We start from the raw sequence: 24,473 nt of genomic DNA, 5'->3' as shown, positions 1-24,473 counted from the left end.
GCCGCCACAAGGGCGACGGGCTCGCGGGTTCGCCGCATTACGGCGCGACTTCAAGGAATTGCAGCTCCGGCATCCGCTCCATCGCGGTGCGCATCGCGTATTCATTCTCGAACAATGCGACGTTGACATCGTTCTTGTCCTTGACCAGAATCGAGTTGATGCGGAACTTGGAGGCATCGATCTTGTCTCCGACGATCCAGCGCGCGAACTGGAACTGCGTCCGGAACAGTTGGATATCGACGCCGTATTCGTTCTTCATTCGGTACTCGAATACCTCGAATTGAAGCTGTCCGACTACGCCCAGATACGTATCCTCGAACGCCCCGACCGAACGGAACACCTGCACCATGCCTTCTTCCGTCAACTGGTCGAGACCCTTGAGATACTGCTTCTGCTTCAACGCATTCTTGATCGATACCTTGGAGAAAATCTCCGGAGAGAATGTCGGGAGCTCGTTGAACACGATATCCCGCCCCTCGCTCAGGCTGTCTCCGATGCGGAATATGCCCGGATCGAACAGGCCGATAATATCGCCCGGATAAGCGGTCTCCACGATATCCCGATCCTGCGCCAGAAATTGCTGAGGCTGCGACAGCTTGATTTCCTTACCCGCCCGCACATGCCGAACGCCCATCCCCCGCTGGAATTTCCCCGAGCAGATGCGCAGGAAAGCGATGCGATCCCGGTGAGCGGGATTCATGTTCGCTTGAATCTTGAAAATATAGCCGGAGAACTTCTCCTCCTCCGGATCGACCGTACCCTCGGTCGTTTTACGCTCGGTCGGCTGAGGCGCAAGCTCCAGGAAGTTCTCCAGAAACGTCTGCACGCCGAAGTTGTTCACGGCGCTGCCGAAGAAGACCGGCGTCAGCTGGCCGGTACGCACCTTCTCGTAATCGAAGGTATCTCCGGCCACGTCGAGCAGCTCCAGCTCCTGCGCTAATTTGTCCGCCAAATAATCGCCCGCCATCTCCTTGATGAGCGGATCGTTATAGCCTTCCGTCTTGCGCACTTCAATGCTGGAGTGGTCTTTGCCCTGGAACAGCTCGACCTGGTTTTTCATCCGATCGTAGACGCCGCAGAGCTCCCGTCCCATGCCGATCGGCCAGTTCATCGGCACCGAGCGGATGCCGAGCACGCGCTCGATTTCCTCCAGCAGCTCGAACGGGTCCTGACCTTCCCGGTCGAGCTTGTTGATGAACGTGAAGATCGGAATGCCGCGCTTGCTGCACACCTGAAACAGCTTGATCGTCTGGGCCTCGACGCCCTTGGCCACGTCGATCAGCATGACCGCGCTGTCCGCCGCCGTCAGCGTCCGGTAGGTGTCCTCGCTGAAGTCTTGGTGACCCGGCGTATCCAGAATGTTGACCTGCTTGCCCTCGTACTGGAACTGCATGACCGACGACGTAACCGAGATGCCCCGCTGCTTCTCGATCTCCATCCAGTCGCTTGTCGCATGGCGCGCCGCCTTGCGGGCCTTGACCGAGCCGGCAACATGGATCGCGCCTCCGTACAGGAGCAGCTTCTCCGTCAACGTCGTTTTCCCCGCATCGGGGTGCGAGATTATAGCGAAAGTACGGCGCTTCTTCACTTCTTGCCGCAATTCATCCGTTAGCTTTTGGCTCATTCACTGAGTTTCCCTTCACGATAAAATAACAGCTATCATTATAACATAACCAAGGGATATTTCCTGCGCCTTATCGAAAAATACGAAGCCCCGCGCTCCCCGAGTGGAAGGCAAGGCTCCGTATTCTTCAGCATCATATAACGCTCCGCTTCGCAGAGCTCCCGGCCCGCTTTATCGGCGAACCGAATGCCCCACGCTCGCGCTCTTGTGCGTCTTAAGCGATTGTTGATATTCGACCCGTCCGATCCTGCAGCCCGGCCCGATAGCCACGCGATTCCCGCGGACGACCTCCGCCACCGTATGCTCCAGCTCCACAATGTCGCCTTCAATCTGGTCGGCCGTCAGAACGAACGGCTCCCTCGCTTTGATCAGATCGAGCAGCTTCGTGGCGCGGCTTCTTCTCACGCGAAGCGTCGAACCGCCGATTTCCCGGGCTTTGCACGGACCGTACATTTTCACGTCCAGCTTATCGGCGCTAAGCAAGCCCGACACCTGGAACGCTCCGCCCACCTCGAAGACTCCCGCTTCGCAGTCTCCTCCCGTCTCGATGTTCCCTGTAAACCTGATCTTCTCCCCGCGCAAATCCGAGCGGATCGTCAGCTCGCCTCTTCCGCTCGCCGTTATCGCATCCAGCCTTCCCTGCACCTCGCACTCGCCCGTGACCTTGATTTCCTTAACGCGCAGATTGCCGCGGATCTCAAGCTCCCCGACCTGAGACAGCTTCACGCAGTCCACGTTGCCGGAGAATACTCCCTCGCCGACCAGCTTGACATTGCGATATTCTCCTCCGGCCGAGGCCGTCTCGCCAACCATTCTCATGTCCCGTCTCGCTTCTTCAGCCACCGGTCCTCACCTCCTTGCCAATTATCGCGCTTGGATGGGCTTTAAGCTCTGTGCGATATTCCACCAACTCGATCTTGCAGCCTCTGCCGATCACGATCCGATTTCCTCTTACGACATCTGCTTCGGTATACTCAAGGTCGATATCGTCCCCTTCTATCACCTTGGCATGAAGCTCGGACGAGAATCGCGGAAGCATCCAGTTCAGAAGCTTGCCCCACGGGCTCTTCGATTTGCGGCGAACTTGAATCGACTCCACGCCGATCTCTCTGACGTTTCCTTTTCCATGCAGCTTAATATCCGCCGTACCCGCATTCAGCAGCCCCTTCACGTCGAAGGCCCCTTCCATGCGGAAGCTCTCGATCTCGCAATCTCCCTTGACGCTCAGCACCCCGTTAACCGCAAAGCTGTCCGCTTTCAGGGAGCCTCTTATTTTCATATTCCCGTCCATAAGGGAATTTCCGGCGGCGAGATTCCCCTCCACTGTAAGGATTCCATCGCCGTCCAGCTCATCGGTCAGCAGGCTGCCCCGAATCTTGGTCATTCCGTTGGAGTCGAACGTATCGGACGAAATATCGCCCTCTACGGTTCCGGCGCCGTCGATCCGCACTTTCCCGTACGTCCCGCCGCCTGCCGCGCTCATCCCGTTGATGATCAAATCCGGCTTCATGGCATTTTCCATCTTGATTCCTCCTATGCCCATTTTCCTTTTAATTGCTCTATGCACTCCGCCACGGACAGCCGCGAGACCAGCTTAACGCCGCCGTCAAAGTAGAGCTCGGCCGGAACCGACAACAAGGCGAACGACGATACCCCCATTTTGCGGGTAAACACCAGATCGCAGGGCTTACCTGCGAACTTCGGAAAATGGTCTCTCATCGTCTGCAGCAGCTGCTCCCCCTCCTCCATGCTCATCTCTCCGGCCTGAAGCAGCTTGTCGACGATGTAGAAATACAGCAATTTGTCGAACGTGTAGACATAGCTGTCGGAGTCTTCCCCTGCAAAACGCTGCAGCACAATCGGAGAAACAATGTTTCGTTCAATAAGATCGGATTTGCGCATTTCGTAGCTCGGCAGCAGCGGAGAAAGCTTGTCGGCCAACTCATCCAGCGACAAGTCCTCTTTCAGATTCATAATTTTATCAATGCGCGCCAAGATAAGATCTTTCGGAAAAAACGTCTCTTGGCCCGTAAACGTGGACTTTCGGATGAACCACTCCTCGGGAATGAGCTGTTTCCGCTTCCAACGATAGAGCTGTCCGTAGGATATTCCCTTCTCGTCGAGCAAATCTTTCTTGGATATGAGCTGCTTCTCCATCTATCATCCCTCCACCATCAGTGTAACATAACACTGTTACGTTTTAAAGCCAATTTTAGAGCATGACTAAACAAAGCTCCCCCGGTATGTCGGGAGAGCTTTGTTTTTTGTAGCTTTGTTCCTTGTCTTGCCTTGCCTTGTCTTGCCTTGTCTTGTCTTGCCTTGTCTTGCCTTGTCTTGCCTTGTCTTGCCTTGTCTTGCCTTGCCTTGTCTTGCCTTGTCTTGCCTTGTCTTGCCTTGTCTTGCCTTGTCTTGCCTTGTCTTGCCCTGCTACGTCCAGAAGCGGCTCATCGGTTCCTTCCCACGCAGCTCATCGATCATGTTCAGCACAAGCAGGTTCCAGTTCAGGAAACCTCCGTTCATGACCGGCTCGCCTGTTTGCGGTACATAATACTCATGCAAGGTTCCCGTCTTCTCCAGATCCTCGCCCAGCAGCGTCACCGTTTTCTCGCACAGCTCGCGAGCCTGCTCCGTAAAGCCGTACTTCATCAGCCCGCGGAACACGACATAGTTGGAGACGATCCAGATCGGGCCGAGCCAGTTGGACGGATTGTTCGTCGCCCGGCAATCGAACATTTTCTCGTCCTGGGCCAGCGTTGCGATGCCGTAGGGACTGTTGAACGTATTGTAATCCGCCGCATGGCTGCCGGCCAGATAAGCCGCCTGGCTCGGCTCCGCCACGCCTGCCCATAACGGAATAAAGCCTGTCCATGCCCGAATCTTGATCGGCAGCGTCTTCCAGAAGACGCCCAAGCCTTGATGGAACCAGTCGTAATGCCGCGTCTTGATATCCACATCCACGGAATAGAAGAACTTGTCGCGCTTGTCCCAGCTCTCTTCCTGAATGGCCGCCGTCAGCCGCTCCGCTTTCTCGCGATAGTGCTCCCCTCTGGAGGAGATTCCGAGCGCATCTGCGATAACCGCCATCGCGTTCAGCTCCGATACCATGAAGGCATTCAAATAGATGTTTGCCGTTGAGAAGCGCGGTCTTCCGAAGGTCGCCGGGTCGTTGTCCATACCGATCATGATGTCGTCCGCCCAGACGTAGAGACCGCAATTGGCGTTATAATACCCCCGGTCGTAGCATTCGAAATAAGCCTCCAGCTTGGCATAGTCCTCCGCGATCCACGAGAAATCGTCGCCGGAGCCGCCGATCAGAGCGATCTGCTGGCAGAGAAACGGCTTATGCATATTCGTAACGAGCCCTTCCTTGCGCTTCTTGATCAGGTAAGGCTCCTCCAGCTCCGAATTGCGGTCCAGAGTGGCGACCATCATCGGAATGTAGCCGTCCTCCATCTGATAGTCCAGGAAATTGCGAATGTTGCCCTTGGCGTGCCTGAGATAACGCTCCTTCTTCCGCTTGCCATCTTCCGAATCGTCCACCAGATTCAAGATGGCGTAGACCGCCCAGAAGGAATCCCAATCCCACAGATTTCCGTCATAGATCGAGCCGGGGTCCACGAACGGATGCTTCAGGTAGTGGACGGGCTCCTTCAGAATCGTATCGACCTGGGAAACGATGAAATCTCGCAGTTGCTGTTCGTAGTGTTGAATCTTGTCACTCATGGGAATCTCTCCTTTGGTCATCTGGAATCAGCCCTTCAGCGCACCGGCCGTCATCCCCTCGACAATGTATTCCTGCAGCAGGAAGTACAAGACGATAACAGGTAAAATAACGACAAGGATGTCCGCGAAGATCAAGTTCCAATCTGAGCTGTATTTACCCACATAATTATATACGGATACGGTTACGGTCCATTTCGCTCCATCCGTCAGCAGATAGAACGGGCCCATAAAATCGTTCCACACGGAAATAATCGTCAGTAATGACGCCGTAATCATTACCGGTTGCATGAGAGGCAGCATAATCTTGATGAACAGCCGTAACGGCCCGCACCCATCGATAATGCCCGATTCGTCCAGCTCTCTAGGAATCGTTTTCAGATACCCCGTCATCAGGAAGATCGTGAAGGGCAGCAGCACGGCGGAATAATACACGATCATCCCCTGGTACGTATTGTGAATACCTAAGTTCATCATAAGCTTAATCGTAGGAATAAGCGATACCGGCATGACCAGACCGACGATAAAAAAATAGTACAGAAAGTTCGTCAGGCGCGTTCCGTTCCGCTGGATGCTGAACGCCGCCAGCGAGGCGAACAGGTTCGTGACGATCAGCGCTCCGACCGAGATCAATGCGCTGTTCATATAGCCTCGCCAGATTTTCCCGTCCGCGAATACCGCCTCGAAGTTGCTGAAATCAAGCTCCTTCGGCAGCGTGAGCTTGAAGCGTCCCGCTTCCGTCACATCCTTGAACGAATTGACGACGATCATCAGGAATGGAATGACAACGACGAGCACGAGGACGAGCAGCAGCGCTTCCTTACCGATCCGCCGCCAGTTGAATAGTCGCAGGCTCACATCTCCACCTCCCTTTTCCGCAGGATTCTCAAGAACGTAATGGCGATTATCGATACGATCAGCGTCAGCACCAGGCCGGATGCCGTCGCATAGCCCCAGTTCCCGCGCGAGAAATTACGGAAGATCAATGTGTTGAATACTTCGGTATCGTATCCCGGTCCTCCGTTGGTCAACACCAGCACCGTTTCGAACACCTTCAGGGAATTGATGACCGTCAGCAGGAAATTGACCGTAAAGGAAGGCGCCAGCAGCGGAAATACGATGTTCTTGAATCGACTGAACGCGTTGGCTCCGTCAACGCTCGCTTGCTCCAGAAGATCCTTCGGAATCGTCTTGAGCCCCGCCAGGTAAATGACCATCGCGAAGCCCGCGCCCCTCCACAGCTCCGTCATAATGATGGAGAACAAGGCATAACGGGAATCGTTCAGCCAATCCACCGCGAGGAAGCCCAGCCCTAACGTGCGCAGAATTTCGTTCAGTATCCCGTTCTCCGGACTATAGATCGCGGTGAAGATATAGCCGACGATCAGAGGCGCTATCACAACAGGGGTGTAGAATGCCGTCCTGTAAAATTTGCCGATTTTGGAATTGCGGTTCAACAGCAGCGCGAGCATCAAGCCGATCAGATTGACGAATATCGTCACGAAAAACGCATAGATCAGCGTATTTTTAATCGCCAAGCCGAGTACGCCCTCCGAGAAGAGCGAACGGTAATTGTCCAAGCCGATAAAATTCACTTCATCGCTGTATGAGCTCCAATCCGTGAAGCTGTATGCGAAACCCGACAGCGTCGGATACACGAACAGAATGCCGTAAATCGCCAGCGCGGGCAGGATGAAGTACAGCGGGTATCTAACATGCTTCTTCATGTGGATCGTCCTCTTCCTTAAGTATACTGGCGTCAGCATTTTGCTTCTTTGAAACAGGAGAGGGGATTGCGGTTAACAATCCCCTCCGGGCAATTGCCGGAATAGCCAAGTTCCTTACTCGAAGCCGGCGATCTTTTTGTTTTTGCCGTCTTGGCGATAGTTCTTGTCCATTTGGTCGACCGCCTTCTGGGCGTCGCCCTTGCCGACAAGCTCTTGCGTGATCTTGTCGAAGTCGATAATGCCCGCAGGAAGCCGCAATTGGATCTGCACGATGCCCTTGCCGGCCTCGATATACTTGTAAATCTCCTCTTGTCCCGGCAGCAGCGTCGTATTTACGCCGTTATATACGGGAATGCCCGGATTGTATTTGTACCAGATCGCAAGCGATTCCGGCGTCGTCATGAAGTTGGCAAGCTCCTTGGCCGCTTCGGCGCGCGGAGAGGTTTTGGTCACGAAAATCTGCTTCGGCGGGTAGAGAGAGACCGTTCCTTCATCCGATGCCGACGGCAGCGGGAAGAAGCCGATGCTGTTCACCTTGTCGGGAAAACGCTTGGAAACCTCCGGCAGCATCCAGTCCGCCTGGAACGCCATCGCAGCCGTGCCGTTCGCCAGCGCCTCCTGCTGGTTCTCGTACGTGCCGGCCAGCAGATCCTTATTGTAATAGCCCTTTTCCTTCAATTCGTATTGCAGCTCATAGACATGCTTCATCTCGGGAATTTCGTTGAAGCGAAGCGTGTTCGCGATCAGCTTCTGAACGCCTTCTTCGCCGCCGATCGTCGGCATGACCATCGATTGGAAGGCGGACAGCGGGAAGATTTGCGTCGGCCAGCCGGTCTTCACCGCTTCGTAGAACGGCGTAATGCCCGCAGCCTTAAGCTTCTCCGCGTTGGCGAGCAGATCGCCGTAGTTTTTCGGAAGGCTCAAGCCTTGGCTGGCATAGACCTCCTTGTTATACATAACGCCCATCGCATTGAACGAGCCCCATGGAATGCCGTAAATTTTGTTGTCTGCCGTGTAGAAGTCCTTCACCGCAGAGGTCAGATTGCCGACATAGGCTTCGTTCGTCATTTCCACCAGGTTTTTCTCGGCCTGCATCGTCACGTATTCATTCGGACCTGCGAAGAAGTAGAAGATGTCCGGCGCGTCTTGAGTGGCGAAGCGCGTCTTGATAATGTTCTCGTACTGATTGACGTCCGGCAGAACTTGAAAATCGACCGTGTTGCCCGTCGCTTTCTCGAAATTCGCGAAGATTTCCTTGAACGCCTGCGATTCGGAATCTCCGTTCGCCATCGTCGTGAACGTCAGCTTGACAGGCTCCTTGGAAGCCGCCTGAGAAGCCGGTGCAGAGGATTGGCCGGATGCGGCAGGGGATGCCGGTTGGTTATTGCTCTTGTTGGAGCCTCCGCACGCAGCCAAAGCGGCTGCGGCCATCGTCAGGACTAGCAGCAAAGATAAGACTCTGATCTTCTGTCTCACTTGATAACCCCCTTGTTAATTGTCCATTGCCTTTTCATTATAGAAAGCGTTTACGATTCCGTTGTAGGGGGATCAAACGCAATGTATAGGGCAATATCACTCATCCGCTTGGCTCTTCTTGAACTCGCGAGGCGTCTGTCCGGTCCATTGCTTGAACAGCTTGCTGAAGTAGAACGGATCGGTGTAGCCGACCAGCTCCGCCACATCCTTGAACAGCAGGCGCGGCTTCTCCCGGATAAGCTGCTTGGCTTTGGCCAGCCGGATTTGAATTAAATAATCGATCGGACTGTGGCCGTATTTTCTCTTGAAAACCCTGCCGACGTAAGAGCCGTTGAGTCCGGTGCGATCCGCGATGTCCGTAAGTGCGATGTTGTCCATGTAACGCGTCTCCAAGTAGCTTTTCAGCTCGTCGACCCATGAAGCCTCGATCTCTTTGTCCTGCTCCAGGGCATCGAATAGCGAGGCGTGAAGCTCCTTCACGTGCTGAATGAGCGCATTCGCGTCTGTCGCCTGCCAGATCGCATCCTCCAGCTCGTCGCTCCAGCGGATTCCGGCGACCCGCCTGGCCAGCTCGGCGTTTTGCGTCGTCCACGTATTCATCAGGTAAGACAGCGATTGCAGCCATTGCAGCCGGCTGGCCGAGAACCAGGCCTCTCCGTGCAGCAGCAGCTCCAGCTTTTTCACAAATTCCGTTTTCCTCTGCTTGAACAGCAAAGACGACAGCTCTTGCTCCAAGCCTCCCGGTATCGGCAGCATGGGCACCTCGTAAGCCGGCTCCCGGCTGTGCCACGCCAGAGCTTGCGCTCCTTGCAGCGGAAATCTGCTGTAGGCAACCTTGTGAAGCTTCTGCGCCGCTGCAAACAGCTCGGTCTGCAGCTTCCCGATCGTTGCAGCCGTTACGCAGCACGCGTCCGCCTCCAGCAAGGACGCGGCAAGCTCCGCCAGCCGCTGCGACCTGGAATCCGAGTGCCCATGCACCCCGACGACGATCATCCGCTGATGGCTCGATGCGGAAGGAACGAAATAGGCTTTCTCCCCGGCATGCAGATGCTCGTCGAAGTCCCGAGCCTCCCCTAGACGATATGCCGCATGGGACATCTGCGGGGGCATCCAGACGTAAATGACGATATAGCAGGCATGATAGAAGTATTCCTGCGAGAGCTGCTGCAGCTCCGGCGAGTAAACGTTGCCGTTCTCCTTGTGATAAGCCCATTGCTGCAGCAGCTCGGCCTCTACCAGAGCCTGGTTGCGGGTCAGCTTCTCCTTCACTTCCGTCAGAAATTTCGCGATATTTTCCGCAGACGGCGGCTTGAGCAAATAATCCGAGACGCCCAGTTGAATCGCCTTGCGCGCATATTCGAAATCCCGATACCCGGTCAGAACCGCGCAGATCGTCGAAGGCGAATGCGATTGCACGTGCTCGATGAGCGTCAGCCCGTCCATGACGGGCATATAAATATCGGTAAGCAGCACATGCGGCTTGACCACATCCAGCTCAAGCAGCGCGTACTCTCCGTTCTCGTACTCCCCTACAATCTTGAAATCCTTGTCGCTCGCGCGAATCTTCTCGCAGATGCTCTGCAGAATGAGCGGCTCATCCTCCGCAACCATGATTCTAAACATCCGTCATGTCCTCCTTCTGACTGACCGTCATCGTAAGCTCCATGCCTTCCTCCAGATTGCGAACGGCGAAGGTCGCCTTGCCTGCAAAGAACAGATGAACCCGCATCAGCGCATTTTCCAGCCCGAGGCCGCCGATGCCTTTGCTGCCGATCTCCTCCGGCCGCGCCGCTTCCCCTTCGCGCAGATTCGCGATAAACCCTTGAATCCGGTCCAGCGCATCGGCGGAAAAGCCGTTCCCATTATCCTGAATACGGAGCGTCCACTCCGTATCCCCCCGCGAATAGACGGCGATCCTGATAAACCATGGAGGATGGATGTGATGAAAGCCGTGGGCGAAGGAGTTCTCCACGAGCGGCTGCAGGACGAACTTTGGAAATGTCAGCTTCCCCAGCGACTCGTCCACCTCGACCCGATAGCTGAAATGCTTCTGGTAGCGCAGCTTCATCAGCTCCAGATAGCTTTCCGTGAACCGGATCTCCTCCTCCAGCTTAACTGGCTCTGCGTTGGATCCGCTGATGTACTCCATCATGTGCATCATTTTATGACTCATCGCCGCAGCCTCGGTAGCGCCCGACTGCTCCGCAAGAACTCCGATGGAGGACAACGTGTTAAACACGAAATGAGGCTGAAGCTGATTATGCAGCGCGCGCATCTGCGCGATGCTTTCCCTCTTTTGCGCGTCGAGCAGCTGGTCCACGGATTGATTCAGCCTTGTCTTCATCGAGACGAATCCGTCGTAAAGCTCTTGGATTTCATAGGAGGCTTTGCGGTAGGTTTTCTGGTTAGGCGCGAGCGTGATCAGGTTGATCTGCTCCAGGTCAAGCTTGCGGATATCCCGCAAGATCAGACGAATCGGAAGCGTAATCGTCGACGCGACCCCGTAAGCGATCAGTAGCGCCAATGCCTCGGCCACGACGGTTACCGTAATCACGATATTTCTCAAGCTGTTCACGGGACTGAGCAATTCGCTCTTCGGCTGAACCGCCACGACCGTCAGCTCGGAGAAGGAGGAACGAAGCCAGCCGATCACCAGCTGCTCTCCGTTCACCTTTTCCGTTATTTGATGAAAGGTTCCTGAGGGCAATTCCGGAATATCCCCCCATGCGAACGGAGGCTTCTGCGCATCCTCGCCTACCGGGTAGAACAGCCTGCCCTCGTCGTCGAAAATATACAGGCGATTATTCGTCTGCCGGATCGCGTCGCCGACAATTTCTTCGAGCTTCTCGTACGACTGCTGCACCTCGACGAATTTCGGAGAGGAGGACCCGCTGTGCGGGAACAGTCGGGATAAGGAGAAGACGCGGCCGCCGGAGCGGAACAGCTCGTCGCGATGCGGAGGATTGATCTGCTTGTCTCCGCCCTTGTTCATCGTTGGCTCCACCCAATCCAGCAGGGCGATCCTCTCCTTCAACCGGTCGTAAGGATCGATCTTCAGACCGAAGCTGATGAAGTTGCCTTCCAGATTGAACACGTTGATCTGCTGCGCGATGAAGGACGGACCGTTTAGCGTCGCCAGTATTTTTACGAAGGCATTTTTTTGATCCAGGTCCTCGTAGGTTTCAACGGCCGAGAACGACTGCTCGAAGCGATTCTGAAAATCCGGATTATAGATGACCTGAGCGGAGATTCGGTCCAGATCCCTGATCGCCTGGGACAAGCTGGCATCGACGCGCTGCAGCATCTGCCGAGAGGATTCCAGCGTGCGCTCCATGACGACGCTGGACATGCGATAGTAGAAAAAAACGCTCAAAGTGGCGATGACGAATGACACGATCAGCGTGTAGGAAATAAACAGCTTGCTGCGTATGCCTGATTTGCGCACCCGGCGCACCTCCGTGTCTCAGCCTTACTTATACAGCATATCACAGCGTGCCCTCCGTGCAGAAAGGTACGCATTTTACAAATTCAAATGTAGAGATCGTCCATGTACAACGGCTGCCGTTTCCTTAGAATGGGGTATATACCAAGCCTTTCGCCGCTCCGGCCTTAGGGAAAGGCGTCAATAGGGGGATAACCGGATGACACGCTTATTGACTGGCTCGCACTTCTATCGCGGAGACTTCCCGATGTTCCTGAACCGCGAGACGGAAGCCTTCGACACTCCGCCTCATCGTCACGACTTCATCGAATTATGTCTCGTCGCCGAAGGACGCGGCTATCACTATATTGAAGAGCAGACCCTTGCCGTGCAGAAGGGCGATCTGTTCCTCATTCCGATCGGCACGTCGCATGTGTTCCGTCCGGCGACGTCCGATCCGGGAAATCCGCTTGTCGTCTGCAATTTTATATTCGATCTGGCCGCGCTCAAGAGCATGCCCGACTGGATTCCCCGCGAATCCGAGCTTCAGCGTCTGCTCTATTCACCCGAACGCCTAACCCGCGCCTGGTTCCGCACGCAGGATAAACAGGATCGGTTCCAGTTCTTGTTCAACCAGGCCTATAGAGAAAATATCGAGCGTCCTGTCGGGTATCAAGCGATGGTATCCGCGATTCTGATCCAGATTCTCCAGCTCGTTCACAGGGAGCAATCCCGGCCGGAGCAGCCGCCGGCTGCAAGCGAGCCGCCGCTGGAGAAGATGGACGATGCGATCCGCTTTATCGAGCTGCATTATTCGGATAAGCTTACGCTGAAGTCCGTTGCGGAACGCTCGTATATGAGCGTGAATCACTTCCAGAATCAATTCAAGAAAGTAACCGGGCTTACGTTCAACCATTACCTGCAGAACGTCCGTATTCGCAAATGCTGCCAGCTGCTGAAGACGACCGAAATCTCCGTACAGCAATCCGCGCACGAGGTCGGCTACAGCGACATGAAGTTTTTCCATTCGCTGTTTCGCAAAATTACGGGACATTCTCCTCAGCAGTATCGTCACGCTTAGGAGCGCCGACGCGAGAAGATAAATTCAAAAGAAGAAGGGGATTGCGCCGCTTGGCGCAATCCCCTTCTTCCTCGTTCGGTCCTGCTCAGTCGCCCAACAGCAGGGCGCGAGCGGGAGACGCATCGATCCCCGTCAGCTTCAACGGTGCGATCACCAGCGTATAGTTGCCCGCCGGCACATCCTTCAAGCGCACTCCTTCGACGATAATAACGTCGTTGCTCATCAACGTCCGATGAGTCGGATATTCCGCCTGGGCGCGCTCGATCCCGAGCGCGTCTGTGGCAACCAGGCCAACGCCGAGCTCCGCCAAGTATTGCGCGCCGTCCTCCCGCAGGAAAGCGAAATCCAGCATGAACTCCTCCGTGAACGAGCTGCTCGTCTTGAACAGCAGCCGCTCTCCGCGCTGAATCGCAAACGGCACGAGGTCGTCCTTCGTAATGAAATCCTTGACGTGAGTCAAATCCAGCACGCGAGCCGGTCCGATCAGACGCTCCAGCGCAATCGTCTCAATGGTAGGGCCTCCGGGCAGCATGTGAAGCGGAGCGTCTACATGCGTGCCCGTATGCGTATTGATCGTAAGCAGGCTCTCGTGCGGCTTGCCCTCGTCATGATTTTGCACATTCTCGATGCGCGGTTTTTTGTGCGGGTAGCTTTTCCATACCTGCATGCTTTCTTCGATCGTCATGCTAATGTCGTATATTTTAGGCATTGCAGTCGTCCTCCAAGCCGTTTATTTGCCCGTATTGGACACCCAGATGACATTGTCCTCTTCCTGACCGTTCACCGGCCACCAATGGTATCCGTCTTGCTCCAGAATATCGTCGGCCTGCTTCGGCCCCCACGAGCCGGCAGGATAGGTCGAAGGCGCAATGTTATGCTCTCTCCAGGCCGCCGCGATCGGATCGATAATTTTCCAAGCCGCCGCAAGCTCGTCCCAGCGAGTGAAGTATGTGCCTTCTCCGCGAGCCGCATCGAAAATCAAGCGCTCGTAGGCTTCCGGCGTATTGATCCCGACCTGGCAGCTCTGGCAGAATTCCATCGCCACCGGCTGGATCTTCATGTCGTTCCCCGGCTTCTTCGCGTTGATCTTGAAGTAGATGCCTTCCATCGGATTTACGCGAATGACGAGCAGGTTCGGCTGAAGATCCTGCTTGCGGGCGAAGAGAACGTTGTTCGGCACGTTCTTGAACTCTACCACGATTTCCGTCGACTTCACGGGAAGACGCTTGCCTGTCCGAACGTAGAACGGAACGCCCGCCCAACGGAAATTTTCGACGAACAGACGGGCGGCGAAGAACGTTTCCGTGACCGATTCCGGATCGACGTTGTCTTCCTCGCGATACCCTCTAAGCTCCTTGCCCTTCAACGATCCGCTGCTGTATTGTCCGCGAACGATCTCGCCGCGCACGTCCTCCTCGGAGAGGTATCTTCTTACAGAGCGGAGCACCTTGACCTTCTCGTCGCGAATGCTTTCGGGGTCAAGCCGAGCAGGAGGCTCCATGGCGATCATCGTAAGCATCTGAAGCATATGGTTCTGAACCATATCCCTTAATGCGCCGGACTTGTTGTAGTATGCGCCCCGATCTTCCACGCCGACCGTCTCGGAAAGCGTGATCTGGACGTTCGCAATATGATTTTTGTTCCACAGAGGCTCGAAGAAGGCATTCGCGAAACGAATGACTTCAATGTTCTGAACCATTTCCTTACCCAGATAGTGATCGATGCGAAACACTTCGTCTTCCCGGAATACCTGGCGAATCTCTTCGTTCAGCTTCTCGGCCGAAGGATAATCGTATCCGAACGGCTTCTCGATCACGAGACGGTGCCAGCCGTTGCTCTCCAGCATTCCGCCGTCGCGGAGGTTGCGGGAGACGCTGCCGAACAGCTCCGGAGCGAGCGCCAAATAGAACAGCCGGTTGCCCGGTATTCCGTAGCTGGCTTCAAGTTGCTCCGTGTGCGCCTTCAGCGGCGCGAAAGCTTCAACCTTGCCGGTATCCAGCGATAAATATGTAAAATGCTTCGCGAACGCGTCCCATTCTTCGTTCTCTTTCGGTTTGTAACGGCAAAACTCGCGGATCGACGAATGCACGTCGTCGCGGAATTGCTCATCTGTGCGCGGTCTGCGCGCAAGTCCGACAATGGCGAACCGCTCTCCTAGCTTGCCTTCCCGATACAGGCTGTACAACGCCGGAAACAGCTTACGACGAGCCAAATCGCCTGTAGCTCCAAAAATGAAATAGACCGCTTCAGGAGCGGAAGTCGTTTCGTTTTTATGTTCCGTCATAGTCCCCATCTTTCTTCTATGCGAATTTGGAAGATTTTTTGTCAACTCATGAATTGTAGTTTAGCACACTTAAGGGGACAACGCCATGTTTTTAAGTGTGAATTTCCATCCCCGGCAAACGCCCGTACACGTTTGTCACGCAAGGAATACAATGCATGAAATCTTATGATTCAGGAGGGTGACAATTGAATGGACGTATCGTTTCCCTTGGATGAATGGTCCCTGAAGCCGTTATTCGGCCAAGCGGTCTGCGTCATTACGATGGACGACGCCCGCCATACGGGAATATTGACCTCATGCGGCGCCACGACGCTTGTGCTCAATGGCGAACGTACGGCGCGACCGGTCAAGAGAAGCCGCAAATCGAACCGGATCGCGGAGATCAGCTCCGCTGAGCAGGAAACGAGCGGCTGTGAGGAGCCTACCTATTGGGGGAATATGAGTCTTGTTCCGCCGATGAAGCCCAGCGCCGCGAATTCGGTCTTCTCGCTCTCGCAGGTCAAGGCAGTACTGCCGCTCTAGTCGGCCAGTCCGTTGCGGTGGGCGTAGATGGCGGCCTGTGTCCGGTCTTCTACGCCCAGCTTGCCGAACAGGTTCGTCAAGTGGTACTTGACCGTCTTGATGCCGATGAACAGCTCGTCGGCAATCTCTTGGTTGGATTTGCCGAGGGCGATCAGCTTCAACACTTCCATCTCGCGGTCGGTCAGATCCTCATGCGGCTGGGACGCGACCTGCGGGGGCCTGCGGAAGCGGTTCATCATTTTGGATGCTACCTGCGACTCCAGCACCGATTGGCCGCGCGCTGCCGCGCGAATCGCATCCGCGATCTCGGAAGCGCGGGAGGTTTTCAGCAAATAGCTGAACGCGCCCGCTTCGATGACGGGATACATCTTCTCGTCGTCCAGGAAGCTTGTAAGGACGATAACCCGGCAATCCGGCATCTCTTCCATGACGCGCCGAGTGGTCTCTATGCCGTCCATGCCCTCCATAACCAGATCCATAAGCACGACATCCGGGGAGTATTCGCGCGCCAGGCGCAAGCCGTCCATCCCATTGCCCGCCTCGCCGACGACCTCGATTCCCTCCTCCGTGCCGAGCACCGCCGCCAAGCCGATTCTGACCATCTCATGATCATCCACCAACAACACCCGTACCAGCGCCTGTTCCGCCGACATTCGTTCAACCGCCTTCCGCCATTAACGGCACCCGTATTTCGATTCTCGTTCCCTTGCCCGGAGCGCTTGCCACGTTCAGCGAGCCGCCAAGCTCCGTTACCCGCTCTTCCATATTGGTCATGCCGTAGGAAGCCTGCTTCTTCACCTGCGTGTCGAAGCCGATTCCGTTATCTCGAATGCCCAGCCGAACCGTCTCGCCTCGCCGCTGCAGCACGATATCCATTCTCGTCGCTTTCGAATGCCTGAGCGTATTGGATAACGCCTCTTGTACGATGCGGAACAGATGATTCTCCATGCCTTTATTCAGCGGCAAATCCTGCTCGATATCGATGCCGATATCGACAGGCACCTTCGCCTTCATCTCTTCCACCAGCTCCGGGATGGCCTGGGCCAGACGTTTGCCTTCGAGATGTACGGGACGCAGATGCAAGAGCAAAGCCCTCATCTCGGATTGCGCAGCCGATGCCATCTCCTCGATCAGCTCCACCTGACGGCGAGCTCTCTCGAAATCGTTGTCCATCGTCCGTCCGACAGCGGTCGCTGTCATAGAGATCGCGAACAGCTGCTGGCTGACCGCATCGTGCAGCTCGCGAGCGAGCCGCTGCCGTTCCTCCACGACGGCGCTCATCCGCGCTTGCGCGGCGAGCTCCGCGTTGTTCGTAGACAAGCGCTGGAGGGAGGTGACCTGCTCCTCCCATCTGCGTCCCAGCTTGCCTAGCTGCTCGCCCAGCCTGCCGATCTCGTCCTGTCCCAGATCGGGCAGCGGCAACGACGGACTTCCCTTCTCCAGCGTCACCATCGACTCCCTCAGCATTTCCAGCCGATTGCGAATCGGGTAGCTTCTCCAGAAACCGAATGCGGCGCCTGTAACCGTCAGGACGCCGATTGCCGTTATCGTGAACGAAATCCCCTTGTTCAGGGATTGAAACGAACCGTCCACGCCATAGCGGATCAACAGATACACGACAAGCGCGCCAACGCCCAAGGAGTACAGCACGGCCTCGCCCATATGACGCCATACCATATTGGTTACCTTCCGAGACTCCATGCGACTCCCCCTTCGACGACATTATACGGTACGTATTCTGATATCTCCTACGAGATAAAACAACTGAAGTTTCAGCTTCTGATCGTATTGCTCATAGTTCGGGGATTTCCACGACAAGCGGTGGATTACCCCGTTTTCCTTGACCTTCTGGAAGGAGACTTGGCCCAGCAGCACCGAAGCATCCACCTGGAGACCGTAATCCTCCGGCACGATCAGGTCGAGATCTCCGATAAGGCCCTGCAGTACGATTGTCGTTTCCTTATCTTCGGGAACGGCAAGCGAGATGTCCATTCGGACCTCGCCTAGCGCGTTCCAGATGCTCATGGAATGCATCACCCACGATTGCTCGTCGAGCCTCATGTTCAACAGCAGCCTGTGACTGCCTGCGCTCGTGCCGAATTCCTGAGGACGGACCCGGAAATAATAGATGCCGAGCGAGATCAGCACGATTATGACGAACAGAGCCAGCTGCGTGATCACCAGCACAAGAGTGCTGACGGCCATGACGACGATCGATATTCGGGAGCGATCGGATCGATAGCGTTCGATGCCGAGCAGCAAGAGGACGATCGCATTCACCGTCGTGTAACCCGCCACAGTGCCAAGCGCGAGGTAAATACCGGCTGCTATGAATAGGATCGCGTTACTGGATTTTTTCATGTCGGGTCACACCTCCTGCCGAATCGCTTCCCTTTCGTAGGGAAAGCCATAACAGTCCGGGAACCGTTATGGCTTGTTCATATGAGCATTACTATCCGACATCATAGCACATCTTGCGCCAAGGGAGAATGCTTGAAGCGTTACTCTTTGTTCAGGTTCGGTTGAACCCGGCTTCGCAAAGCTTCCAGCTCCTGCTCTACGCGGAATTCCTTCTCCGGATCGATTCGGCTGGGAACTCCGCCGTAGGACATGCTCGGCAGTCTCGCGACATCCGCTTCCGCTTCCATCTGCATGATTTTCTCTTCCATTCTGTGGAAGCCGCGTGAAGCCGCGCCGCTTTCAATCGTATGAAGCGTGCTGATCTGCGCCATTTGCTTGCGGGCTTTCGCCATCTGGGAACGCGCGGCCAGCTCGTTGCGCTTGTTGCGAAGCTTGTAGTACTCTTCCTTCATTTCATGAAGCTGAGCCGTCAATTCCGACACTTGCGCGCTGGATTGAGCGTGAAGCTCGGCCAGACTGGAAGCCTGTTGCCCGTACTGCACCTTCTCTTCAAGCAGCTTGCGGGCCAGCGTCTCGTTGCCGGAGCGCAGAGCGTGCTCCGCCTGTCCTTCGCGATCGACGCCGAGTCTGACCAGCTCGTCGAGGCGTTGCTTCATCCGGCGCTCGGAAGCCATTTGCTTCGCTACCGTAACCTCGGCGTCGTGAATTTCGACTTCCATATCGCGCAAATATTGGTTCAGCATGACGATCGGGTCCTCAAGTTTGTCAAGCAGATCATGTACCGACGCCTTCGTCAGATCTTTAATTCTTTGGAATACACCCATTGTGTTATTCTCCTTTCGATTGCTTCTCAAATTTTGAAATTCTGGCTTTCAGTTCTTCGATTTCGCGCTGCAAAGACTTCTTCTCTATATCCTCCATCATCGCGTCAAGACCTTGCGACGGACGGCTTGTTGTTGGCGGAGCGGAAGCCGCCGGCCCTGGACGCGCAGCGCCCGAGGGAGGGAATCCTCTCGGCTGCTGTCCGGGATACCCGGCAGAATTCGGCGGCCAGCTTTGACCTTGGGCCGGGCCGGGTCCCGGATTGTAGCCGTAGAACGGCTGCTCCTGGCCGCGCCAGCCTTGATCGTAGGGACCCGCTCCGAAGCCGCCGTAGGAAGGGGCGATCGGAATGACGAATCCGGCGATAATGTAGACGATGATGACGGAGCCGGCCGAGAATACGGCGATGACGATAAGCAGAATCCGCAGCAGCGTCGCGTCCACGCCCAAGTACTCCGCTAATCCTCCGCACACTCCGAATAGCTTCTTGTCGCGTGTCGAACGGTACAGTTTGCGCATGTCCTTAACCTCCTTGTTGCAGTTTGCGTTTCAATTCCTCAAGCTCCCGCTCGATCGTGTTTTTCACGACTTCGCCGGCGTGCAGCAGCGTTTCCTGGCCCATCCGGCGCAGGTCGCGAAGGCTGCGGGTTTCCAGCTCGATATCCGTCAGCCGATCGTCGATCTTGCGGAACATCTGCGACGTATCCGCGCCGCCCGGCGTAAATCGGGCATTCAATCGTTGCTGAAGGCGAAGGGACTCCATCCTCGCGACGTAGAACTGACGGCGATCATAGACGAGTCGGTACTCGTTGCGGAGCTCTTGAAGCAGCTGTTCCAGATCGTCCAGCTCGGTCTTGCTTTGCTCGTATAGCTGGCGATACCGCCCGGCTCGTTCATCATGGATAACTTTGTCTTGCAGAGCCAGCTTAGCGATGTTTTCTTCCCCCGCCTTCAGGGCGGTCACCGCTTGCTGCTCGCGCTTGTCCGCCCACTGCTCGGCGTCCTTCCATTGCCGATACAGGCTGTCGGTGTGTGCGGCATATTGGCGCTGCAGGCCTTCGCTTTGCGTAATTTCCTGGTGCGTCGTCCATAGGAATTGATCGATGACGCGTACCGGATCTTCCGACTTTTCCAGCCGATCGTTCAGCGTAGCCACCGTCATATCGCGCACCCTTTTCATCACGGTCATTTCCTGGTTCCCTCCTCGTTCCATCGTAAACTGCGGCTTTTATAGTAAAGTTTAGAATCTCGTGACGCGATTTTTGCGACCTAGCATCGATACTCCGAATACGATCATGGCGATTGCCGCAATCCAGACGAACAGGAAGCTCATCTTGCCCAGCAGGACGAATCCTCCAATGACGGCGATTACGCCTCCCAGCAGCCGGTTGCCGTTATTCCAGGCTACGACGCCGAGAAGGATGATCAAGATCGGGATCAGAAGTCCGAATAACCACCCCAGGCCGAATCCCAATTTACCAAGAATGATCAATCCTCCGAAAGCGATCAGCAGCAGCGCCAATCCGTTTCCGCTTTTCATGTGCCTCACCTCTTTTCTGTTTCGTTTGCCTTATGACCTTATTGTAAACCTCTCCGCTTTTCGGCATAACGGACCCGCGTATGTTTTTATTCCTAGACTGTGGTCGAGGGTCTTTACCGCCTTGCGTCCTCCCTCGCTCCGTCCGGCGGTTCGGATATCGGCAAACCGGGCGGGAAACGCCCCCCGTATGCTTCTGCTGAGCCGAGGAAACCGAGAAGAAAATCAAATAAGGATGCTGCCTCCAAGTCTGCCGCAGACTTGAGAAACAGCATCCTTATTCGCCAGAGCGGACAGCCTCTCCGTTAGGCTATTCGCTTGCTCCTGTTGCGCGTGTCATTCCGAACGGGATTGCCTTCCCGCATCCTTGCGGATTTCCGGCCGGAGCTCAAGCCACATGATGCGCACGGGACCGCCCTCTGCAGCCAATACGATCCGATGGACGCCCGAAGCGACACGTATGGGCTCCGGCAGCCGAAGCGTCTCCCAGCCGGGGCCGCTCTCGACAATACCGAGCGATTCGCCTTCGGACTTCACTCTTACCGACGCCCGCTGCTCCACCGCGCTCAAGCGCAGGCTCAGCGCATACTCAACCTCACTCGCCTCTTGCGGAGCGCAAAAATCGTATGCCGCCCACTCGCCCGGCAAAAGCTGCACGCACAGCCATTCGCCCGGCTGCCAGGCTTCCCCGCGGCCGTGCTGGAAGTTGGGCGCCTTGCGTCCGCCATTCTCCACGAACCGGATATCCGTTCCGTCGTGAATGCGGAATCCGGCAGCTCTCTTTCCGACTGCAGAGACCTCGCTCGAATCGTTCGCCGAGCCCCCATTGTCCTCCCCGTTTGCCCGTTCCGCCGATAGTCCGAAGCCAATTCCCGGACCCTCGTAGGAATAGAACACTGCCGGAACGCGAACCGGCGGTCTTCGCAATATCGCATCGACAACGTCGCGATGATGGACGCAGTCGGCGAAGGCGAGATTGTCCAAGTACGCCCACAGTACCTTTGCCGCAGTTTCGGGAGTCGGCTTCGCGCCGCCCTCCAAATAATCGACCAGCAGGCCCCATCCCTCCGGCCTCTTGACCGAGCAAGGCGAATTGTCCCTGTCCAGCTTTTTCCACGTCCAGAAATTCCATGAGATATCGTGATCCTCGAACAAGCGAAATGCGCCCGCATACCAGTCCTTGTTATTCTCGCCGCCCTCTCCCATGAAGATCGGCGCGTTCCAACGCTCCCGACCGTCGAGATAGGCTTGAATGCTCTCGGTATCCGGGTTGTTCCAATATTTATGGAATTGCAGCATCACGTTGCTGTCGATTTTCTCGTCGAAGATCGACCAATCGGTCGACCAATGCGCGCCTTCGAGAATAATCAGATGGCGATCGTCCACTTCGCGAATGGCGCGGACGATTCTCTTGTACAAGGGCATGATCCGCTCATTGTAAGCCGAGAACCAATCCGGCAACGGCTCGTTCAGCAGATCATAGCCCGCCACGATCCACTCGTCCTTATAGCGTGCGGCCAACATCGCCCATAGCTCCACAGTTAATGCGGCGTAGCGCTCCTCCAGAAACAGGTCCGGGCGGTCGAACTCCGAATCGTCGATGTTCGTACCCGTCTGCCCGCCGGGAGCGCCATGCAAATCCAGAATGACGTAGAGGCGATGCTCCCGACACCATCCGATCACCCGATCGAGCAACGCCAGAGAGGCTTCTTTCCAACGAACCGTCGCCCCCTCTTCCATCAGAAACCTGGCGTTGATCGGAACCCGTACGGAATTCAAGCCCTCTCTGGCGATCTGGCGAATATCCTCTTCGCCCACGTAACGGTCGTAATAGAGCTGCCAGAAGGTTGCCGCCTTCTCCCCGCCGATGAGCTCTTCAATCATCCGTTCAATGCGGCGAGGCCGATCCCCCCCGTTCGGGAACGCCCACATGTAGCCTTCCGGAAGCAGCCAGCTGCCCAGCCCCACGCCGCGCAGCAGCAATTCCCGCCCTTCGCCGTTAACCAGCTTGCGCCCCTCTGCGCGCAGAAAGCCGCTAACCTCGCTCTCCCTTGCGACATCGTTCTCCAACAAGCCCATCTGTTCTCCCCCCTAATTGCCGTCGCAGCGGCTAGCTCTTGACCGCGCCGTCGGCGATCCCGTTCAGGATGTATTTCTGAAGCAGCAAATACAGCACGATGACCGGCAGCATCGCAAGCACAAGCGAAGCAAGAATCGCGGACCAGTCGTTATTGTACTCGCCAAACAGCATGCTTGTGGAGAGCAGCAGCGTATAGTCCTCGGAATCGGTCAGCATCAGCAGCGGCAGCAGAAAATCGTTCCACATCCAAAGCAAATTCAAAATGGCGATCGTGGCCGTCACCGGCAGCAGCAACGGAAACACGACTACGAAAAACAACCGCAGCTCGCCGCATCCGTCCACGACGGCAGCCTCGTCGAGCTCGCGCGGAACCGACTTGACAAAGCCATGGTAGAGAAAGATCGCCATCGATACGCCCAAGCCGATATAGATGAAGCCAAGCCCGACCGTGGAGCCTTGCACGGACAGCTCCTTGGAGATTTTCACCAATGTAATCATGATGGAATGAAACGGAATCAGCATGGAGAGGACGAACAGTCCGAACAAAAAACCGCTCAGTCTCCCCGGCATCCGAGACATTTTGTAGCCGGCCATCGAGGCTAACAGGATGATGCCCGCCAATCCAACGACGGCGATCACCAGCGTGTTGCGCAAGCTGCGCAAATAGTCGGTCTTCTCGAAGGCATCGGCATAGTTGCCGAATTGCAGCTTGGATGGAAAGGCAAGAATATCGTTCAGCATCTCGCCCTCTGTCTTAAGCGAATTCAGGACGCCCATGTAGATTGGAAATAACGTAAACAAAGCCGCAGCAACAAGCAGAAGAATCGCGGCAAGAGCTCCGAGACGACTCCCGAATCTCGAACTCCCGCGAGTCGCGGGCACAACGGAAAGACGACTCACGCTTCCACCTCCCTGCTCTTCATGATCCTGAGCTGCGCCATCGTAATCAGGAACACGATCAGGAACAGAATCATCGCTTTGGCGCTCGCGTACCCGTAACGGCTGTTGAAGCTGAACGCCTCTTCGTAGATATTCATCGCAACGACCTGCGTCGCCCGGCCCGGACCGCCTCCCGTCAACGCGTACACCGCGTCGAAGGCTTTAAAGGAGGAGTTCAGCGTCAGGAAAATACCGATCGTGATCGCAGGATAGATCATCGGCAGAGTCACGCCCCGGAACGTCTGCCACGCATTCGCTCCGTCGATCGAGGCGGCCTCCTTGAGCTGCTTGGGCACCCCTTGCAACGCCGCGATATAGATGACCATAAGGTAGCCGACGCCTCCCCACAGGGAAACGACAAGGATGGCATAGAACGAATAATCGGGATCGCCGATCCAGGAGCGGTCAAGGAAACCGAGTCCGGCATGCTCCGTCAGATAAGCCGACACTTTCGTAAATATAAACAGCCACATAAACCCGCCGATAATCATGCTCAGCATGTTCGGCATGAAGAAGATCGTGCGAAACCAGGCTTTGCTCCTGCCCAGCGATTCGACTAGGGCGGCGAGCAGGATCGCGATAACGTTCTGCAGCACGACCATGAAGACGACGAATTTCGCCGTAAACCAGAGCGAATTCATAAAGTACGGATCGTCCGTCAGCGCCTCCGCATAGTTGGCGAATCCCACCCACCCGTAGGCGGGATTCAGCCCGTTCCAATCCGTCATGCTGTACGCTGCGCCCCCGAAGGCGGGGGCGAGCATAAACACGGCGTAGAACGCTAGCGCTGGAAAGACGAAGGCGAGCAGAGCGATCCGCTGTTTTCCTTTTTTCGTTAGACGCATCGCCAAACCTCCCGTCCAGCCGCATGAGCCTCGC

General features: G+C 55.8%; 24 protein-coding genes. 2 read left to right on the top strand and 22 right to left on the bottom strand.

Going from position 1 to position 24,473, the window contains the following annotated elements:
- Positions 1–37 precede the first annotated feature (37 nt).
- The 10 genes from ACFO1S_RS09915 to ACFO1S_RS09870 form a co-directional block, all read right to left on the bottom strand.
- A complete protein-coding gene (locus ACFO1S_RS09915; RefSeq protein WP_204603771.1) occupies positions 38–1,624 on the bottom strand; it encodes a peptide chain release factor 3 in 1,587 nt (528 codons plus the stop codon).
- Positions 1,625–1,795: 171 nt separating this feature from the next.
- Positions 1,796–2,467 carry a bactofilin gene (locus ACFO1S_RS09910; protein WP_204603772.1) on the bottom strand — a complete coding sequence of 224 codons (672 nt, stop codon included), beginning with the start codon at positions 2,465–2,467 and terminating at the stop codon, positions 1,796–1,798.
- Entirely contained in the window at positions 2,460–3,146 is a 687-nt protein-coding gene (locus tag ACFO1S_RS09905) for a hypothetical protein (protein WP_204603773.1), read from the bottom strand. Before ACFO1S_RS09905 ends, ACFO1S_RS09910 begins: the two co-directional genes overlap by 8 nt.
- Before the next feature lie 11 nt (positions 3,147–3,157).
- Positions 3,158–3,781: a YhbD family protein gene (locus ACFO1S_RS09900; protein WP_204603774.1), complete on the bottom strand. Its 624-nt coding sequence runs from the start codon at positions 3,779–3,781 to the stop codon at positions 3,158–3,160.
- A gap of 270 nt (positions 3,782–4,051) precedes the next feature.
- Positions 4,052–5,347, bottom strand: a complete 1,296-nt coding sequence (locus tag ACFO1S_RS09895) for an MGH1-like glycoside hydrolase domain-containing protein (RefSeq protein ID WP_204603775.1) — start codon at positions 5,345–5,347, stop codon at positions 4,052–4,054.
- A 27-nt stretch (positions 5,348–5,374) separates the two neighbouring features.
- Positions 5,375–6,202: a carbohydrate ABC transporter permease gene (locus tag ACFO1S_RS09890; protein ID WP_204603776.1), complete on the bottom strand. Its 828-nt coding sequence runs from the start codon at positions 6,200–6,202 to the stop codon at positions 5,375–5,377.
- On the bottom strand, positions 6,199–7,071 hold the full coding sequence (locus ACFO1S_RS09885) for a carbohydrate ABC transporter permease (RefSeq protein WP_204603777.1): 873 nt from the start codon (positions 7,069–7,071) through the stop codon (positions 6,199–6,201). Before ACFO1S_RS09885 ends, ACFO1S_RS09890 begins: the two co-directional genes overlap by 4 nt.
- A gap of 114 nt (positions 7,072–7,185) precedes the next feature.
- Positions 7,186–8,547 (bottom strand): ABC transporter substrate-binding protein, encoded by a 1,362-nt coding sequence (locus ACFO1S_RS09880; RefSeq protein ID WP_204603778.1) that lies wholly within the window; start codon positions 8,545–8,547, stop codon positions 7,186–7,188.
- A gap of 96 nt (positions 8,548–8,643) precedes the next feature.
- Positions 8,644–10,170, bottom strand: a complete 1,527-nt coding sequence (locus ACFO1S_RS09875) for a response regulator (protein WP_204603779.1) — start codon at positions 10,168–10,170, stop codon at positions 8,644–8,646.
- Complete coding sequence (locus tag ACFO1S_RS09870; RefSeq protein WP_204603780.1) at positions 10,163–11,992, bottom strand: cache domain-containing sensor histidine kinase; 1,830 nt, start codon at positions 11,990–11,992, stop codon at positions 10,163–10,165. The genes ACFO1S_RS09875 and ACFO1S_RS09870 overlap by 8 nt, the downstream gene beginning before the upstream one ends.
- Positions 11,993–12,188: 196 nt before the next feature.
- Between ACFO1S_RS09870 and ACFO1S_RS09865 the strand changes: the two genes are divergently transcribed.
- Positions 12,189–13,049 carry a helix-turn-helix domain-containing protein gene (locus ACFO1S_RS09865; protein ID WP_204603781.1) on the top strand — a complete coding sequence of 287 codons (861 nt, stop codon included), beginning with the start codon at positions 12,189–12,191 and terminating at the stop codon, positions 13,047–13,049.
- 85 nt (positions 13,050–13,134) lie between these two features.
- Here ACFO1S_RS09865 and ACFO1S_RS09860 read toward each other — a convergent pair whose 3' ends face one another.
- Together ACFO1S_RS09860 and zwf are read right to left on the bottom strand one after the other, a co-directional pair.
- The gene (locus ACFO1S_RS09860; protein ID WP_204603782.1) at positions 13,135–13,758 is read right to left on the bottom strand and encodes a cyclase family protein; all 624 of its coding nucleotides are present in this window, start codon (positions 13,756–13,758) and stop codon (positions 13,135–13,137) included.
- Between the two features lie 21 nt (positions 13,759–13,779).
- A complete protein-coding gene (zwf, locus tag ACFO1S_RS09855; RefSeq protein WP_204603783.1) occupies positions 13,780–15,333 on the bottom strand; it encodes a glucose-6-phosphate dehydrogenase in 1,554 nt (517 codons plus the stop codon).
- Between the two features lie 189 nt (positions 15,334–15,522).
- On the opposite strand from zwf, the gene ACFO1S_RS09850 reads away from it, so the two are divergent.
- Entirely contained in the window at positions 15,523–15,855 is a 333-nt protein-coding gene (locus tag ACFO1S_RS09850) for a hypothetical protein (RefSeq protein WP_204603784.1), read from the top strand.
- On the opposite strand, the gene ACFO1S_RS09845 is transcribed toward ACFO1S_RS09850, so the two are convergent.
- From ACFO1S_RS09845 to ACFO1S_RS09800, 10 genes are all read right to left on the bottom strand, one after another.
- Entirely contained in the window at positions 15,852–16,508 is a 657-nt protein-coding gene (locus tag ACFO1S_RS09845) for a response regulator (RefSeq protein WP_378126688.1), read from the bottom strand. The two genes, ACFO1S_RS09850 and ACFO1S_RS09845, sit on opposite strands and share 4 nt — an antisense overlap.
- Positions 16,509–16,512: 4 nt before the next feature.
- Entirely contained in the window at positions 16,513–17,556 is a 1,044-nt protein-coding gene (locus ACFO1S_RS09840; protein WP_204603785.1) for a sensor histidine kinase, read from the bottom strand.
- A gap of 21 nt (positions 17,557–17,577) precedes the next feature.
- Positions 17,578–18,216 carry a cell wall-active antibiotics response protein LiaF gene (gene liaF / locus ACFO1S_RS09835; RefSeq protein WP_204603786.1) on the bottom strand — a complete coding sequence of 213 codons (639 nt, stop codon included), beginning with the start codon at positions 18,214–18,216 and terminating at the stop codon, positions 17,578–17,580.
- A gap of 140 nt (positions 18,217–18,356) precedes the next feature.
- Positions 18,357–19,040 carry a PspA/IM30 family protein gene (locus ACFO1S_RS09830; RefSeq protein ID WP_204603787.1) on the bottom strand — a complete coding sequence of 228 codons (684 nt, stop codon included), beginning with the start codon at positions 19,038–19,040 and terminating at the stop codon, positions 18,357–18,359.
- Positions 19,041–19,044: 4 nt separating this feature from the next.
- Positions 19,045–19,557 carry a PspC domain-containing protein gene (locus ACFO1S_RS09825; protein WP_204603788.1) on the bottom strand — a complete coding sequence of 171 codons (513 nt, stop codon included), beginning with the start codon at positions 19,555–19,557 and terminating at the stop codon, positions 19,045–19,047.
- A gap of 4 nt (positions 19,558–19,561) precedes the next feature.
- A complete protein-coding gene (locus ACFO1S_RS09820; protein WP_204603789.1) occupies positions 19,562–20,227 on the bottom strand; it encodes a PspA/IM30 family protein in 666 nt (221 codons plus the stop codon).
- 51 nt (positions 20,228–20,278) lie between these two features.
- The gene (locus ACFO1S_RS09815) at positions 20,279–20,578 is read right to left on the bottom strand and encodes a hypothetical protein (protein ID WP_204603790.1); all 300 of its coding nucleotides are present in this window, start codon (positions 20,576–20,578) and stop codon (positions 20,279–20,281) included.
- 333 nt (positions 20,579–20,911) lie between these two features.
- Positions 20,912–22,654, bottom strand: coding sequence for a cellulase family glycosylhydrolase (locus ACFO1S_RS09810; protein ID WP_204603791.1), 1,743 nt, complete (start codon positions 22,652–22,654; stop codon positions 20,912–20,914).
- Between the two features lie 31 nt (positions 22,655–22,685).
- Positions 22,686–23,555 carry a carbohydrate ABC transporter permease gene (locus tag ACFO1S_RS09805; RefSeq protein WP_378126684.1) on the bottom strand — a complete coding sequence of 290 codons (870 nt, stop codon included), beginning with the start codon at positions 23,553–23,555 and terminating at the stop codon, positions 22,686–22,688.
- Positions 23,552–24,439, bottom strand: coding sequence for a carbohydrate ABC transporter permease (locus ACFO1S_RS09800; protein WP_204603792.1), 888 nt, complete (start codon positions 24,437–24,439; stop codon positions 23,552–23,554). The genes ACFO1S_RS09805 and ACFO1S_RS09800 overlap by 4 nt, the downstream gene beginning before the upstream one ends.
- Between the last annotated feature and the right edge of the window lie 34 nt (positions 24,440–24,473).

This window comes from Cohnella boryungensis, assembly GCF_042651945.1.
GTDB classification, from domain to species: domain Bacteria; phylum Bacillota; class Bacilli; order Paenibacillales; family Paenibacillaceae; genus Cohnella; species Cohnella boryungensis.
Note: the sequence above shows the minus strand (reverse complement) of the source record. Positions and strands in the feature narration are given on the sequence as shown.